Here is a 16,461-nt window from a genome sequence, read left to right on the forward strand (position 1 = left end):
AGACGCAATCGGGCGGATGCCTTTTAAAACAAAGAGTTGGAAAACTTATGAAACTGAAATTAGACGCGAATGGTCACGCAGTTCTGCAAGATGGTAAGCCTGTTTATGTAGGCGATGATGGCAAAGAAATTGTATTTGATGCTGGCGAAGCATTAAGCAAGATTTCAAGCCTAAATGCGGAAGCTAAAACGCATCGTGAAGCAAAAGAACAAGCACTCAACCAATTGAAGGACTTTGAGGGTCTGGACGCTGCAAAAGCACGTGAAGCAATTCAGAAACTTGGCGACATTGACAGTAAAAAACTGATCGATGCAGGCGAAGTGGACAAAGTGCGTCAGCAATTAACTGAGCAGCTAAAATGCACGTATGACCCACAAATTAAACAACTCCAAGATCAGCTTGGCGCAGCGCAAAACGCATTAAACAGCGAGCTTATTGGCGGTGGTTTTAGTCGCTCTAAGTACATTCAGGAAAACATTTCTGTCCCTGTTGATCTACTACAAGCCCAATTCGGCAGTGCATTTAAGGTCGAAGATGGCAAGTTGGTGGCATATGGCACAGATGGTCAAAAAATCTTGTCACGTGAAAAGTTTGGTGAACCTGCGGGCTTTGAAGAAGCCATTCAAACATTGGTCAATGCCTATCCAAATAAAGACTACATTTTAAAAGGTGGTCAAGGTTCTGGTGGTGGTTTCCAAGGGAATGGTGGTCAGGGTGGTGCATCACTTAAACGTGGGGAGATGAATGCAAGTCAAAAGGCTGAGTTTATTTCCAAACACGGTCAAGAAGCATTTTTAGATTTACCAAAATAAGGGGTTTGCTAGATGACGACTACAGTCAATTCTGATATGAAAATTTATAATACGCTTGCTGAGACAGCGTATTTAGAGCGCATTCAAGATAACCTGAATGTATTCAACCAAGCATCAAATGGTGCAATTGTTTATAAAAGCGAAATGATTAAAGGCAACTTTAGTCAAGAATCGTTTTATAAAATCGGTGGCTCTATTGCACACCGTGATGTGAACTCAACCAATCCTGTGACTCCATCAAAAATTGGCTCAGGTGAAATGGTTGGTGTAAAAACTCCGTACAAATATGGTCCATATGCTTCTACAGAAGAAGCCTTCAAACGTCGTGCGCGCACACCAGAAGAATTTGCTGAGCTTGTAGGTCAAGATCTTGCGGATGCACTTATGGTTGGTCGTTTGCAATATGGTTTGGCATCTGTAAAAGCCGCAATCTCTGGCAATACTGACATGGTTGCAACAGGCACGATTGCAGTAGATGGTCGTAAAGCCCTTACCAAAGCAATGCGCCCAATGGGTGACAAGTTTGGACGCATCGCATTGTGGGTTATGAACTCTGACACCTACTTTGATTTAGTGGATGAAGCACTGACAAATCAAATTTACGGTGAATCAGAAATCGTGGTCTACGGTGGTTTACCGGGCACGCTTGGAAAACCAGTGTTGGTAACTGACTTGGTTGGTGACAACGATGCATTTGGTCTGCAAGCAGGTGCGGTGAAAATTACTGAATCTCAAGCACCGGGTTTCCGTCTGTATGACATTAATGGCGAAGAAAACCTTGCGATCGGTGCACGTGCAGAAGGCGTGTTTAACATTGATTTGCTTGGCTACTCTTGGGATGTAACCAAAGGCGAAAACCCTACACTTGCACAACTTGGTGCTTCTGCAAACTGGCTGAAGCATGCAACTAGCAACAAGATGACTGCTGGTACTTACTTAGACCTTTCAGGTACACCTTAATTGAGTGGGGCGAAAGCCCCATTCTTTTTGTGAGAAGAACATGAAAATTATTTATGCGAAAAATGGCGAAAAAATTCAGCACGACGGTCAGATTCACAATCCTGATTATTACGACAAGCCTGTAGTAAAAGCAAAGTCAGTTGTAATTTATGGCGACTACCCAAAAATCAAAGCCGATTATGAGGCGATTAATATTGAAGTAGAAGTTCTGGAAGTGGCAAAAAATAACCTTGAACAAGGTGAGCCTGCTGACTTGAGCGGACTGGTCCCAGTAGAGCAGTTTGATGCTGTGGCACTCGACCTGAGCAACACGAAAGAGCAATTGAGTACTGCACAAGGCGAGCAGATTGCATTTAAAAATGATGTTGGCGCTATGAAAGCACGTATTGCAGAGCTTGAACCAGCAGATGCAGATACACCAAAGCCGACTGATTACAGCTCAATGACCGCAGATCAATTACGCGCATTGCTTGATGAAAAAGAGATCAAGTATCTGGCGCGGGACAATAAAGACACTCTGATTTCGCTACTTGAGCAACCAGTAAAAACGGAAGAATAACTCATGAATGTTAAACAGCTTCTTGATGTCATTCATAGTGATGTCACCTTAGATTCCGCGGAAGAAATCAAAAGCAATATCGAATTTATTATTCGTGTTCAAGAAATGTCTAGCGGTGAGCAGGACACCATAATGGCTGCATTTAAACATGGTCCGCTATATGACGGGGATGTTCCAAGTAAATCAGGAAGAGATTTATTGTTGAAAGATGGTTTTATTTCAAAGGTGATTGTGAAGGGTGATGATGGTTTCAATGCCTGCACTCACAAAGGTGGACGTGCCTATCGAATCCTAATGGCAATGCGCAACTCAAGCCAGTGATAAAGCAACGGTCATTCTAACTGATGAGCAAATCATCATTCAGGCACTAATTCTTAAAAGTTGGACAGGTAAATAAAAATGTCAAAAAAATTAATCGCATTATCAATGGTGGCTTTCATTGGCACCAAATCAGTATTAGCAACATCAATGACGCGCGGTGAATACAACGATTATCGCGGTTGGCAGATTCCAGAAAATGAAGATCCAGCCGAACAAGGCTACTTGGTCGAATATGTGGATGGCGGAAAGCCTAACGACGAACGCCATGCTGGTTATATCTCATGGTCGCCTCGTGATGTATTTGAAAAGTCTTATCACCAATCACAAACCCCACAAGATCGTGTACGCCTAGAGCAGCGTGAGCTTAATGAAAAATTAGATGCGCTGGAAAATTTCCTTGATAAAGGTTAACCAGCATTTATCGATGATGAGCAATGGGCTTTGTTGCAAGAGCAGCATAAGCACATGGATGCATACAACGATGTATTAACAAAACGCATCACATTGTTTTAAGGAATAACCCATGAGCTTTATTACTGTTGCCGAAGCTGAATCAATCCTTGGGGCAGACTTTGCCGAAGATGGTGATAAAGCTCGATTGATTAAATTGGCAAACACATGGATGAAGAATGAAGTTAGCTTTGTTCCTGATCCAATTGATCCGCTTTTAAAAGATGCCGCATGCGAGATTATTAAAGGCATTCAGGCAGGTGTCATTTATTCAGGCATTGCACGCCAAACCACAAGCGAAAGTGTAAAGGCTGACACAGTACAAGTCAGTGAAACCTATGCTGAAGGTAGTGTTGAAATTTCCGAATATGAGCAGATCGCCAAGGCTTATATTGATTCACTGGATTTAAAACCCAAAGGTTATGCATTTGAGGTGTATCGGGGATGATTAATACCAACTATGTACCCGAATGGTATATCACTCCATTTGAGCATGTTAAATACACCTTGGCACGTAATCAGCTTCACATGGACCTGTTGTTCGATGACATGAATGATACGGATAAGTTCTTATCTGCTGGAGCTGATGCTCAGGTTGATTACTATGACAATGGGAAATACTGCATAGTTCAGCTTAGTGAATCTGGTGAGCGGACCTTGCTAGAAAATCATGCACTTTTACTGCATGAGGCTGTGCATATTTGGCAGCGAGTAAAAGCCTTGATGGGTGAGAAAGAACCAAGCAAAGAGTTTGAAGCGTATTCTATTCAGCGAATTGCTTTGGATCTATTCAATATGTATGAGGAAAGTGAAGTTCATGATTAAGAATAAAGTCCAATCCAAAGTAGCCCAAGCCTTTAATAAGAAACTAGGCGATGCTGTAAGCGCATTTACTTGCTCTAAAGAGATTCGGTCTGGCGAGTTTGACTTCGAGACAGAGACATATCCAACAACCATCGTTGAAGCCTATAGCGGCAGAGGTGTGTTATTTGGCTCATATGCGAAAGATTTGGTGAAGCCTGATGATTATCAGGTGACTGACTGTAAAGCCACGGTGCTGCAAAATGAAGCAACTCAGGTACCACAGATTGGTGATGTTTGGGTAACAATAAAAGGCAGTTTTAAGGTTTTGGATGTTGGTGCTGATCCTGTAGGTGCTGCCTATTCAATTCAATTGAGAAAGGTGTGAATGTGATTTATCTAGATGATTCAAAACTTATTCAGCGCGCAGCAGACAGCGACCAAGCCTTCCATGCGGATGTACGAGCGACCAATATTAAAGCTGTGTACTTGAATGGTGAGCGTATCCGCGATGCCTTCTATGTTGATATAGAAAAGGGTTTCCTGATTCGAATTAAGACAGACATTGAATGCAAACCTGTATCAATTAATGGTGATTTAGCACATGAAATCCTATTTGGAGCGGTGACAGTAGAATATCGGGAGTAGGTGATGGGCTGGAAAAACAAACCGACGAACTTTACTCATGAGATCGAAAAGCAGGGTGAAGAACGTGCTAAGCGGCTTCTAACAATAGGCATTCAATCAGTGGTGTTTGGTTCACCTGTAATGGATGGAACCTATAGGGGCAGTCATAAAGTATCAATAGGCCAAGAAGATTATCAATTCGATCCAAACCATAATGACCTTGGTGGGGCAAGCACTATATCGAAAGGTCTTGCTCAAATTGTGAAGTTCAAACTAGGTGACAAAGCTTTCATTCAGACCAATGCCAGCCACGCATATGCATTGGAAATTGGACACTCTAAACAAGCGCCAAATGGTGTTTACTCAATCGCCTTCATAAATATGAGAAATTCGAAATGACTCTAATCCAAGCCGAAACCGAGATTAAAAAAAGGATTAATCAATTTGCCTTTGTCGGCTTGGATAAGCGAGATATACGACTTGCAAACCAACCCAATGACAATGGCGAACCATACGAACCACCAAAAGATAAACCATGGTGCCGTGTATCAATCCAATATGCAGATAGCAACATTGTAGGGATGGGTAATCAGCCTTGTATTCGGAAGTACGGCATTATTGCAATCCAATGCTTCACACCTAAAAACACGGGTACCATCACAATGACAAATTTGTGTGAGAGTTGGGCGAATCACTTGCAGTCGTATGCAGTAGGTGATTTGGAAATCTATTTGGTCCACGCGCCACAGAACATGGATGATGATGATTTTTATGCCAAGATTATTAGAGCCGAGTTCAGTATTAACTAAATAATTTAACTTTCAGACCGCCGCCGATATGGCGGTTTTTTTACACCCATAAGGAGCAAATGCCATGTCTAAAGGCACCGATGTGGTTATCCACATTGCAAAAGAAGATAGTCCCAATACGTTGCCTGCATCACCTGTATGGCATACCTTGCGTCGAACTTCTGATTCACTAAAGAAAGCGGTTTCAGTCACTCAATCGGATGAATGTATTGATACTCGATTTGAACAAGGTTCTTTGGCAACATCAGCAGAAGCTGTCGGCAACATTGAATATGAATTATCGGCACTCAGCCAAGATATGTTCTTCGAAGGCGTTGCAGGCAATATGTTTGTTGATTCTGGCACTCCTGGTGTAGCAACTTTGGAAATTGGTGGTGATACATTGCCAACCTACACCATTGTTAAGCACGATAAGAAAGTTGGCTTGATTCAAGTATTCTCGGGCTGTCGTATTGGTCAGTTGACCATTCAAGGTGATACTGAAGGGAAGATTACAGGCAGTGCTTCAATCAGTGCTACAGGTTATGCAAGCCCAGCCGTCACACCAGTTGTTTCACCATTGGCACCAACAACAACACCATTCTTGTCATCGATCAACGTGAACACCTTTAAGATTAATGGTGCCACTACAGTTGGATCTGCATGTGCTGAATCCTTCACGATTACGATCAATAACAACCTGACCGCTAAACCATGTTTAGGCAATGAAAGCTTGATCCCGAATCGCTATACAGAAGGAAAAGTATCAATCACGTTAAGTGTGACACTTGCATTGACCACAACGTCAAAAGCATGGATTCCATATGTGGAAACACGGGAGACCATGACGGCTGAGATTGGTATTGAAGACACGCTAGGCAACGCATACGGCTTTGACTTCACTAAATTGGAACTTGATAACGACGGTCTATCAGACACCAATGCCAATGATGACCACACACTGGCGATGGAGTTCCGTCACGTGAAAGAAGCACCAACCATTACACGCACAACAGCATAACTTAAGCCCCGAATGGGGCTTTATTTTTAGGATTAGAAAATGGCTTTAAAAGTAGCGATTCAAGAAAGTAAAAATGTAGCCGCTTGGAAAGATTATAAAGATGCTGAAACAGGTGAGGTGCTAGCAAAGTTCAAAATCAATGGAGCCAATCATCAGGCTTATTTGGTTGGACTGGAGCGTGCTCAAAACCAAATCGCATCTAAAGGCTATGATGTGGCTTCAGCAACAGGTGAAGACAAGCTCTGGCATGATCTTCTAATGGAAGCGGCAGGCTGTCATTTGATTGCTGATTGGCAGGATGTAGTGTTCTTGGAAAAAGGCAAAGAGATTGAGCCGCCATGTTCAAAAGAAAATGCAACCAAGCTGTTAAGCATGGGGAAAACAGGTATTCAGATCTGGAACTTCATTAAAGCTCAATCGGTATTGATTCAGATCGAAGCAGACAAACTAGAGGCTGAAACATTGGGAAAGTCATCCAGCTCTACCGATGGCACACAGGAGACGGTGGATTAACCGACCATCAAAAGAAGATCCGTGCAAAGCTTGGGCGTAAATTGGATGATGCACCCGAGTATAACTATGTGGCGAATGCCGTTCTTTCTGCTTTCAATGTGATTGCGCGTGCACGCCCGTACACCCAACAAGGTACACCACTGGCGATTGATGCTGACAACATCAGGTCTTACCTAGATCTACATGAAGCGCCATGCGAATTACACATTTTGGTTTCGTGTGTATTTGCTCTGGATAATCTGTATTTGGATGGGGTTTATAAGAATTTGAAGCGGAAATCAGCTTAGGTTGGTTTCTTTGATTAGGCTCATGAATAATGGATTTTTTGTGAAGCTTTTGTTAGATTCGGTAACGAAAATAACAAGGGGGCTTCATGAAAAAATTAGTTTTAGTCGGGGTTTTAAGTGCCACTTCTGCATTATCTAATGCGGATCAACCTTTAGTGATTCAACAGGGGCAGCCAGTACCAATGCGGGGGATTCAAACACCTGTAGCGGAATCACAATACTATGCGCCAACTCAGCCAGTCAGATATAGAGTTGAATCTGCTCCTAGAATGTCATTTTTTGCCGAATATTCTTCGCAAGATGGAGAATTTGCAAATGATATTAATGAGGATTTAAAGGGCTTTGGTATAGGGCTTTCATCTTCGCCACATAGAAGTGGCATGTGGGGTAAGTTCGAGTATCAAGAAAATAGCGAATACGATGGCGAGGCTTACGAATTTTCATTCGGTGGGCAGCTTAATTTGGTTGGCATTAATGGATTTTATACGCTTGGAACGCTTGGCATGGGCTTTAGTGTGTTAGATGTCGATGGGTTTGACACCTCATCATATTTTACCCTCCCTGTCGGAATTGAGGTTGGATACACCTTTACCCCATCTTTTGGTTTATATGGCGGGATTGGCTATAAGTGGTCTTGGGATGTTTCATCATCTACTACCTGTAATAATGGTACGCAAAGTAATAGTGTGGGTAGTGGCACATGCTCTCACAATGGTGGCATAGATCACTACAATTACACGGTTGGAGATTATGAGGGCGTAACCTACAAAGCAGGTTTGCGTTATAACTTCTAATAATGAACCCACTTCGGTGGGTTTATTTTTGACCGAAGAATTAGTATTGTGTGTTAAATTACAATCAATAGAGCAGGATATGAAACTTGGAGATTTTGAGGGTTACCTTGGTGAAGCTGCTGAACAAAAAGATTTAGCAAAACAAGCGATAAAAGACAAAAAATTTGATGAAGCATGGGGTTATCTACATCAGCAGAAGCATTATTATCAAAAGCATGCGGTTGCTAATAATTGGAAGCCTTTGCAATTCTTAGTTTTAGATTCCGTTCCGCATGAGGATATGGCGAATATTCTCAGGATAGAAGGCAAGCACAAGAACGCTTTAAGCCATTTGGCTTACACCTACAAAACACATTACTCTGCTAATCGCCCTTTAATTACACTTGAGAAAAAGCTTAACGCATATTTTAATCGAGCCTACAAAGATTCTGATTTCAATAGGTTTCTGAGTTTGCTTAATCACTTACAAGGAGATGATTTTATTTCTATTAGGGATTTTGTTGAAGTGTATTTTCCTATGATGCCGAATCTAGAGGATGGTGAGCTAGAAAGTGCTGATAGCCAAGATATTCGCCCAATGCCAGAAACAAATTCTGATGAGATAAACAAAAAGTTTTTTGAAGAGAGAGAGGCTAAAAATAAAAAATATCAGGGCGTTATATATGTTGAGCCTAAAACAAAAGATCTGGAAAAAAAATATCCCGAACCAAGTTATCTAAAGACAGATACTATTAATTATCAAGCTAAAGATGACTCAAATGTCTTAGGGTACCCGTTATCCGATTGGATTGTAGGCGGCATTGTTGGGTTTTTGATTTTAGTTGCATTTATTTGGCTGGTGTCGTGAGGCATACTTATGAAATTACTGATATTACTAATATTATCTCTCTCAGGAACCTTGGCAGCAGCTCAAGACCTGTATGTTTTAAAAGATGAAACAGGTGCTACGATTTTTTCAGCAAAACCACCTAAAGAGCCAAATCAATCAATAGAGCAAATTATCTCGCACGATCCATCTTTACTTGGGAATTGGTCTAGTAGCTGCAAGAAAGATAAATTTAATAATGCAAAACAATGCACCCTTTATAGACTTCGTGGACAGATTACAGTCAGTGTAATTAATGGCAATTATCTAGTGAAAGTTGGTTCAAATCACTTCCCAAGCTCAAATAGTGCATTAAAAGTTGACAGCAACGAGACTCTTTATGGCACGGAAGGTAGTATAAAGAATCCACGGAAAGCCATCGAGCAAATGAAATCTGGAAAAATTGCATACACAAGATTTAAAGAATGGCCCTATCAATCCAATAAAGATGATGAAGAGCCGCTAGACAATTTTAAAGATGCTTTTGATCAAATGATGATTGAATACAAGACACTTTAATCAACTTTTAAACACTCAAACCTCGCGAAAGCGGGGTTTTTTATTGCCTAAAGGAAAGTAAAATGCCTGAACAAAAAAGCCGCTTAGTCATTGAGATTGACTCAATTTATGCCAAGCAAAATGCTCAGGCACTCGCCAAAGAACTGGAAAGCATAGAAAAGAAGGGTGAGTTTGCCACAAAGTCTATGGATAGCATGTCCGTATCTGTGCGCAATCTTGCAGGTTATATGGCAGGGCTTGTTACTGTCGGCTCTGCTATTAGCAAAATGGATGCCTACACAGGGATAAACAATAAGCTTAAATTGGTGACTAAAAGCCAAGAAGAATTAAACCAAGCAATGGCTGATACATTTGCCATTGCGCAACGATCGGCATCATCTTGGAGTGCGGTGAATGATGTGTATTCGAAATACATGTCTAACGCCAAAACCTTAAATTTAAACCAAGAGCAAACTGCACGACTCACAGAAATCACATCTAAAGCTGTTGCGATTAGTGGTTCAAATGCCGAATCGGCTGCGGCTGCATTATTCCAGTATGGTCAGGCGCTTGATGGCGGAGTACTTCGTGCGGAAGAATTCAACTCACTTGTTGATGGTGCGGGTGGCTTATTAAATGCTATGGCAACAGGGCTTGGGGTAACCCGCGGTGAACTGCGCCAAATGATGCTTGATGGAAAATTAACTGGAGATGTTATCACTGAAGCTTTATTAAAGGCTGGAGACAGTGTTGATGAGTTATTTGGAAAGACTGATATCACAATCAGCCAATCATTATCTCAACTGAATAATGCTGTAACTAAATTTACAGGTGAAGCGGGACAAGCTTCTGGTGCGGCACAGATCCTCACTTCGTCAATTTCGATGTTAGGTCAAAACCTAGAAGCAGTTGCAAATATTGGGATGCTTGGCGGTGTAGCACTACTCACCAGAGCTATTGTGACTCAAACGGTCGCGGTAAAAGCTTCGATCAATGCAACCATTGAGAAGCGCTTGGCTATGACTGCTGACTTGCAAATGCAAACTCAATTGGCTGCTGTCGAGGTTCAGCGTACACGCTTAGCAGCAGCACAAGCGCTCACCGAAATAAATTTAGCTCGCGCTGAATTCAACTCTGCAACAACACGACAAGCACGTGCAGCAGCGACCATGCGCTTAACTCAAGCAGAGATAGCTCACAATATTGCGGTGAAGAACAGCACTGTAGCAATCGCAGCTCAAACTGCTGCTGAAAATACACTTAATGCCAGTCGAGCAGTTGGTGCAAGAATGCTGGCATTGGTCGGTGGGCCTATTGGAGCGATTACACTTGGAGTTACAGCACTGGCTGCTGGCTATATGTATTTCAGTAGTCGAGCTGCTGAGGCAAACGAAAAGCTCGAAGAGCAAGCGCAGGTGGCTAGTAAAACAAAAGAAGAGCTATTGGCTTTAGAGGGTGCTCAGCGTCAAAGCGCAAAGTCTGATCTGGCATCTGCATTTGAGTCGCAAAATAAAGCACTTAATGACTTAAACCAGCAGTTTAATAGTGCCGTAATTTCTCTGCAAAATTATGCAGCTAAAAACCAAGTTAGCTATGAATCCTTGGAGAAAATCAGAGATATTTCCAATAAGGTTCGACAGGGAATTATTAGCCAAGACGAGGCTATTAAGCAGATCAATAAACTTTACTTTGTAACACCAGATCAAATCAATCAAATCACCGATCTAAATCAGAAATATGAAGAGCAGCGAGTCAAAACCCAAAAGACAGCTGATGCGCAGGCTGTATATGGAATTAAGGTTGCCTTATCTGGAAATGCAGCATCCAATGCAGCACCTCAAATTGATCAGAACACGCAGGCGCTAGATGATAATGCGGCTGCGGCAAGCAATGCTGCAAAAGCACATCAAGATTATTTGAAAAACATTCAATCTCAAGCTTTTGATGATATTTACACTACTGGTTTAATGAATCAAGGTAGAACACCAGCACAAGCAAAAGCAATATTGGAGTTGCAGAAAGCTAAAGGCGAGAGCGCTATTCTTACGCAAGAAGAGATTGATCAGGCTTTGCGTAGCGTAGCTTTGACCGAGGAAAGATCAAGAGCTGAGCAGCGTTATGCGAGTAGTATTAGCAAGCGATCTAAAGTTCAATCTGACGCCAGTAAAAAAGCTAAGCGGGAAGCTGAAAATCTACTAGACCAGCAGAAACAAGACCGTGAGCAAATATCAAATCTATATGCAACCGACTTTGAAAACATTAATTTTGCAGAAAGTGATGAATTAAAGCGTATAGGTGGGGCTGGTTTTTCAGCAGCAGATCAATCCAAATATGAGGGGTTAGCTAAACAAAGATTTGAGGCGGAGCGGGCAGAATACTTTAAGTCACTAAATTTAGAGCTAAATCAATACAAATGGTCGGAGGAAAAGAAACTTGAGTATGCTTATCAGCAAGATAAGGAGATTGCCGAAAATGACACTAGAATTAGTGGGGTTGTTAAAGAGGCAAAATTAAAATTTTTAGATGAGCAATATCAAGAAGAATCAAAACTAATCCAACTTTCTAAGGAGCAACGCTTATTCCAAATGCGTGAAGCTCTCATTTCTGAAACCGCGGCAATGGAGGAGCGGTATCGTCTTGAAAGAGAGCAAATTCTTAGAAACTCAAAGTTGAGTCAAGATCAAAAGCAACTTGAAATCACTTTAAGTAGTGCCAAGCAGCAAGAGGAAGTTAGAAATCGCTTAAACCGCACTGTTCAGAACTGGGGTGCCATTCAAGCTGATATGAATGGCACTACCGAGCAATGGCGTTTAGAGCAAGATCGTTTTAGTCGCACTGATGCGTCGCAAGAGTTGTTTGATTCTAAGATGTCTTCAGTTGATCAAATGGAGAAAGATCCAAATGCTGACTTGGAAGAAATTGCACGTTTACGAGAGCAAATCTGGTTTGAGCATCATGAGCGATTAAAAGCGATTGAAGGTGACTACCAAATATCTTCAATGCAACTTCAATTAAGTTATGGTGAGCAAATGGCATCCAGCATGTCCACCATGATGGGTGCTATTTTTGGAGAAAAGTCCAAAGCATATGCAGCAGCTTTTGCGGTTGAAAAGGCATTTGCTGTGGCTCAGGCTGCACTTGCTATGGGGCAGAATATCGCTGAAGCATCAAAGTTAGGTTTTCCTCAGAACATACCTATGATTGCTGGAGCTTTTGCTCAGGGCGCGCAGATTGCGTCTATTATTAGCTCGGTTGCAGCACCTGTCGGCATGGCTCACAACGGTATCGACAACATCCCACGCGAAGGTACTTGGCTTTTAGATGGTGGTGAACGTGTCTTGAACCCTCAGCAGAATACCGATTTAACCCGATATTTGGCTGATCAGAAGGACACCAACCGCATGGCTAAAGGTCAGCTTGATGCTATTCAGAGTGGTGCTAATTTACAGGCAGAACGTCAGGCTCAAGCGAATGCGAAGGTTCAGGCGGCTCAGGCTCAGATCATCGATAATCAGTTGCGTGTGATTATGGTCAAAAATGAAGATGAAGCCAAAGACCTTCTATATAGTCCAGACGGTCAGAAAGCCTTTCTTTATCACATGAAACGAACGGGCTATGCGAGAGGGTAGCCTTGATTTCGTGTTTTACCTTACAAAAACTACAATCATATAAATGAATATTTAACTGATTGTAGTTTTTAACGTATACTTCACCAAAAATATAAATAACATTAGGTTAATTTATGTCAGCTTTAAATCCAGCATCAAAATTAAATGAGGTTATTCAGTTTTTTGGAGCACCAGGCTTAAAAAATTTGAATGCATTTAGTGTTGTTGGTAAAAAGAAGGCAGAATTAAAAAGATCAATGCAAGCTTTATTAAGTAAAAAGCCTATTGAGGCACATACTGGGCTTGGAATTATCTATATATATGAAAACCTTAAAGACCTATCATTGAATGAGTTTAAGCTAGCTTATGAGAAGTCTAACCGTAGTGCAAGCGAGGCTATACATTACGCAAATGCCTTATTTGTTTATGGCTACTTTGAAACAGCTATACCAATCTACACAGATTTGATTCGTGATAATAAAAACAACGTTGAGTTATTTAAACAAGTTGTAAAGAGATTCTCAGATTTCTGTTTTAGTGAAGAATTAAATAACATTTTAGAGTTATCTTATGTGACTAAGGATATGCCTGAAGGTCCAAAGAGAGATATTAGAGATTTCAATAAAATTAAAAAGCATTTGAATAGATTTGATATCCCAGTTGAATTCTATAGAGATATTAGAAGTTCACTTGATAAGGTTTTTTTTCAATATTTCACCCTACCTACCGAAGTGGATTATGTGACATATTTTGATTTTGATAATCTATCACAAGTTATTGATATTAATATAGAATTGTGTGAAGATTTTATAGGCCTTTCAATTGAAATGAATGATAACTTGCAAGATATTATGATAGAAATCTATGAACAGCATGGAATTCAACTAGGATCTGAGCAAGATCGTATAACAGTATATTTCAATTTTGTTTAAAGAGGAAAATCATGAATATTTCTCAATTAGGCGAAATTGCTACATATCTAGAGAATAGTGAACTAGATGGAATAACGAAAGAATGCATTGATAGACTGTGTTGCAGCAGACATTATTATCATTTGTTTCATATAGTTTGTGCTTGGTTACATATGAAGTTCAATGAGATGTCTGAATGTGCGGGTGGAGGTACTCACCAAGCGTTGAGAACAACTTGTGAGCTTTTGGCTGAAAAGTTCGATGATAAGGATTTTAAAAAACTAGCAATGAAGCTTAAACAACTTCACGATATAAGGGTTCATGCCGATTATCGTATCGAAGATAGTTTTTCCAAGCATGCTGTTTTATTGATGACTACTGAGAAGCACAGAGTTATAGAGTTAATAGAAAAACTTGATAACATCCATGCGAAGCAGACATTAAAAGAAGCGTAATAATTTAGATTACATAACCGTCCAATTGGACGGTTTTTTATTGCCTAACATTTGAGGACAAAATGAAAATACAAACCGAATACGGTGAGGTGCATGTATTAACAAATTGCCCTCTGCTTGAATCTACAGAACGGCTTGAATTCTTAACTGAAGTGCATGAATCTTTTGATGGCAGTGAAGAGCGCAATGCTTTGCGAGATGCACCGCGTCAGATTCTAAGCTTTAAGTACGTGCAAATGCAGAAAGCTATGGGTGATATGTTCCATATGCTGTATGCAAATTTACGCAAGAACTGGGGCATTCCGCTGCGACAGGTGAAACGAGGCATTCCTGATATTGCTGATGATGATTTCATTATCCTGGATACATCAAGTACTCAAGCCGACTTAAAAGTCGGTTTTGCTTTTATAGAGAGTGCTGAAGGTGTTCAGGTGGTCGAAATCACTGAGATTGGGCGTTACATCATTACTCAGGAGGAGATTCGAGATCCTGAAACCAATGAAGTGATTCAGCCTTTAGAAACTGAATATCAAGACGGCTTTCGACTTTCAGCGAATATCACGGTAACCAATGCTGTGATGATGCCGTTACGAATCTGCATTATTGATGGTGATGCTTCAATCAATGCCGGCGGTTTCTGGTCCAATGCTTCAATGGTCTTTCGTGTATTGGCTGAAGATTTGCCAGAGCATTCTGGCGATATTCCAGATCAATACAAAGGCAATGACATTTACTTCAAGCCCTTGCTACTCGATGGCGACTCTATCGAAATCACCATGAGCCAGCATCAAAACGTGGTGGATAACAGTATTGGTGGATTTCAGTCATTTACCCATCATGCCAAAGCCAAGCAGTCCAAGCCGTTTAAGTCCCTGATTCGAAGCTGGGATGAGTTCCAGGAATTTCGCCGGTTCCTGTTTCGGCGTGGTGGTCGTTATCGTCCATTCTGGTTGCCGCTATATGAGCAACATCTGAATATTTTAAACACTGGAAATATCACCACCAGCTTAAGTACCAATACCAAATACCTGATTGAAGCTGGCCGGAATTACATTGCGGTTAAGCGCAAAGACGACACCTGGACAGCGCACCAAATCACTGCCAAAACAGGCGGGTCATTAACGGTTTCACCAGCCATCAATGCCCAGCGAAATAACATTCAAACGATTTGTTATATGGGCCTTTATCGCTTCGATGCCGACCAGATCGAGTTTCAATTTTTAGGTGCGGGTATTAGTCAGGTCACGGTGCCAATTCTGGAGTTAGAAAGTTAATGGATATCAAAATAGAGCTTTATCAGTTCAAGCACGGGGATAAAGCATGGTACTTCACCAATCATCGCAAAGATGTCACACACAACGGCATCACCTACAAGAAAGTACCTGGCTTAGATCGGGATGCCATTGAGGATGCAGACATTGATAAGTGCGAGATTGAAGTCACCTTCCCACAAGGTAACTTTAAGAATGAAGTTGGCGATAACTTCACCAGTATCTTCTTAAACAAAATTTATTTTGAGTCTGTTTATCTCACCATCCTTGAACTTGAACAGAATGAAACGCTGGTTTTGTTTATGGGGCGTGTGACTCAGCCCAAGTTTAATGACTCAGAAGATACCATGAGGCTGGTGTGTTCAACTGGTGAATCCTATTTAAACCGGACCATTCTGACACGCAAATTCCAGAAAACCTGTCCAAATTCCATTTATGACCGTTGGTGTGGATTGAAATTTGAAGACTGGGCTTTCGATGTCACTGTGACAGCAATCAATGGTTTGACAATCACATTCACGGTAAATCCAACTCAAGTCAAAGATGCAGAAGGCAATCTGGTCTTTGAGCAGGTTCCTGTTCTGGATGAGTTAGGGCAACCAGTCTTAGACGGAAATGGACAGCCGACTTATACAGATGGTGATCCAGTCATGGAAACCAAAACTTATGCTGCGGGTTATCTCAATCGTGGCCTGTTTAAAAAACTCGGTGTTTCTACATTTGTTGTTGGCAATACAGCAAATACAGTCACCTTGTACCGCGAGCATGTAGGTGTGAAAGTTGGTGATGTAATTCAGCTGGCACCCGGGTGTGATCAATCTCTGAATACCTGCCATACAAAATTTGATAACGCTGCCAGATTTGCTGGGCATCCATATATGCCGAGTGAAAACCCAGTGATGAATCAATTAATTAAATAG

General features: G+C 41.3%; 22 protein-coding genes and 1 pseudogene. All 23 read left to right on the top strand.

Annotation, left to right across the window (positions count from 1 at the left end):
* Positions 1–47: 47 nt before the first annotated feature.
* The 23 genes and pseudogenes from ACWQ4X_RS02425 to ACWQ4X_RS02535 all read left to right on the top strand — a co-directional run bounded on the left by ACWQ4X_RS02425 (position 48) and on the right by ACWQ4X_RS02535 (position 16,461).
* Entirely contained in the window at positions 48–812 is a 765-nt protein-coding gene (locus ACWQ4X_RS02425; protein WP_457902584.1) for a DUF6651 domain-containing protein, read from the top strand.
* A 12-nt stretch (positions 813–824) separates the two neighbouring features.
* Positions 825–1,772 carry a major capsid protein gene (locus ACWQ4X_RS02430; protein WP_457902585.1) on the top strand — a complete coding sequence of 316 codons (948 nt, stop codon included), beginning with the start codon at positions 825–827 and terminating at the stop codon, positions 1,770–1,772.
* 40 nt (positions 1,773–1,812) lie between these two features.
* On the top strand, positions 1,813–2,331 hold the full coding sequence (locus ACWQ4X_RS02435; protein ID WP_457902586.1) for a HeH/LEM domain-containing protein: 519 nt from the start codon (positions 1,813–1,815) through the stop codon (positions 2,329–2,331).
* A gap of 3 nt (positions 2,332–2,334) precedes the next feature.
* Positions 2,335–2,652, top strand: a complete 318-nt coding sequence (locus tag ACWQ4X_RS02440) for a hypothetical protein (protein ID WP_457902587.1) — start codon at positions 2,335–2,337, stop codon at positions 2,650–2,652.
* Positions 2,653–2,799: 147 nt separating this feature from the next.
* A pseudogene (locus ACWQ4X_RS02445) lies at positions 2,800–2,967 on the top strand (DUF2829 domain-containing protein); the annotation flags it as partial.
* A 105-nt stretch (positions 2,968–3,072) separates the two neighbouring features.
* Positions 3,073–3,165, top strand: a complete 93-nt coding sequence (locus ACWQ4X_RS02450; protein ID WP_457902673.1) for a crAss001_48 related protein — start codon at positions 3,073–3,075, stop codon at positions 3,163–3,165.
* 10 nt (positions 3,166–3,175) lie between these two features.
* Positions 3,176–3,550: a hypothetical protein gene (locus tag ACWQ4X_RS02455; protein ID WP_457902588.1), complete on the top strand. Its 375-nt coding sequence runs from the start codon at positions 3,176–3,178 to the stop codon at positions 3,548–3,550.
* Positions 3,547–3,927 (top strand): hypothetical protein, encoded by a 381-nt coding sequence (locus ACWQ4X_RS02460; protein WP_457902589.1) that lies wholly within the window; start codon positions 3,547–3,549, stop codon positions 3,925–3,927. The genes ACWQ4X_RS02455 and ACWQ4X_RS02460 overlap by 4 nt, the downstream gene beginning before the upstream one ends.
* A complete protein-coding gene (locus ACWQ4X_RS02465) occupies positions 3,923–4,291 on the top strand; it encodes a glutamate 5-kinase (protein WP_457902674.1) in 369 nt (122 codons plus the stop codon). Before ACWQ4X_RS02460 ends, ACWQ4X_RS02465 begins: the two co-directional genes overlap by 5 nt.
* A gap of 2 nt (positions 4,292–4,293) precedes the next feature.
* Complete coding sequence (locus ACWQ4X_RS02470; protein WP_457902590.1) at positions 4,294–4,551, top strand: hypothetical protein; 258 nt, start codon at positions 4,294–4,296, stop codon at positions 4,549–4,551.
* A 3-nt stretch (positions 4,552–4,554) separates the two neighbouring features.
* Entirely contained in the window at positions 4,555–4,929 is a 375-nt protein-coding gene (locus ACWQ4X_RS02475) for a hypothetical protein (protein WP_457902591.1), read from the top strand.
* Positions 4,926–5,339 carry a hypothetical protein gene (locus ACWQ4X_RS02480; protein ID WP_457902592.1) on the top strand — a complete coding sequence of 138 codons (414 nt, stop codon included), beginning with the start codon at positions 4,926–4,928 and terminating at the stop codon, positions 5,337–5,339. The genes ACWQ4X_RS02475 and ACWQ4X_RS02480 overlap by 4 nt, the downstream gene beginning before the upstream one ends.
* Before the next feature lie 64 nt (positions 5,340–5,403).
* A complete protein-coding gene (locus ACWQ4X_RS02485; RefSeq protein ID WP_457902593.1) occupies positions 5,404–6,339 on the top strand; it encodes a phage tail tube protein in 936 nt (311 codons plus the stop codon).
* Positions 6,340–6,378: 39 nt separating this feature from the next.
* On the top strand, positions 6,379–6,852 hold the full coding sequence (locus tag ACWQ4X_RS02490; protein WP_457902594.1) for a hypothetical protein: 474 nt from the start codon (positions 6,379–6,381) through the stop codon (positions 6,850–6,852).
* 41 nt (positions 6,853–6,893) lie between these two features.
* A complete protein-coding gene (locus ACWQ4X_RS02495; RefSeq protein WP_457902595.1) occupies positions 6,894–7,139 on the top strand; it encodes a hypothetical protein in 246 nt (81 codons plus the stop codon).
* A gap of 86 nt (positions 7,140–7,225) precedes the next feature.
* Positions 7,226–7,933 carry a hypothetical protein gene (locus tag ACWQ4X_RS02500; protein WP_457902596.1) on the top strand — a complete coding sequence of 236 codons (708 nt, stop codon included), beginning with the start codon at positions 7,226–7,228 and terminating at the stop codon, positions 7,931–7,933.
* A gap of 28 nt (positions 7,934–7,961) precedes the next feature.
* Entirely contained in the window at positions 7,962–8,780 is an 819-nt protein-coding gene (locus ACWQ4X_RS02505) for a hypothetical protein (RefSeq protein ID WP_457902597.1), read from the top strand.
* A 9-nt stretch (positions 8,781–8,789) separates the two neighbouring features.
* Positions 8,790–9,317: a hypothetical protein gene (locus ACWQ4X_RS02510; RefSeq protein ID WP_457902598.1), complete on the top strand. Its 528-nt coding sequence runs from the start codon at positions 8,790–8,792 to the stop codon at positions 9,315–9,317.
* A gap of 62 nt (positions 9,318–9,379) precedes the next feature.
* The gene (locus ACWQ4X_RS02515) at positions 9,380–12,925 is read left to right on the top strand and encodes a tape measure protein (RefSeq protein WP_457902599.1); all 3,546 of its coding nucleotides are present in this window, start codon (positions 9,380–9,382) and stop codon (positions 12,923–12,925) included.
* Positions 12,926–13,038: 113 nt separating this feature from the next.
* Positions 13,039–13,836, top strand: coding sequence for a hypothetical protein (locus ACWQ4X_RS02520; protein WP_457902600.1), 798 nt, complete (start codon positions 13,039–13,041; stop codon positions 13,834–13,836).
* Between the two features lie 11 nt (positions 13,837–13,847).
* A complete protein-coding gene (locus ACWQ4X_RS02525; RefSeq protein ID WP_457902601.1) occupies positions 13,848–14,270 on the top strand; it encodes a hypothetical protein in 423 nt (140 codons plus the stop codon).
* A 62-nt stretch (positions 14,271–14,332) separates the two neighbouring features.
* Positions 14,333–15,544, top strand: coding sequence for a hypothetical protein (locus tag ACWQ4X_RS02530; RefSeq protein ID WP_457902602.1), 1,212 nt, complete (start codon positions 14,333–14,335; stop codon positions 15,542–15,544).
* Positions 15,544–16,461, top strand: coding sequence for a phage BR0599 family protein (locus tag ACWQ4X_RS02535; RefSeq protein WP_457902603.1), 918 nt, complete (start codon positions 15,544–15,546; stop codon positions 16,459–16,461). Before ACWQ4X_RS02530 ends, ACWQ4X_RS02535 begins: the two co-directional genes overlap by 1 nt.

Source organism: Acinetobacter sp. NigerLNRRAM0016, assembly GCF_054112845.1.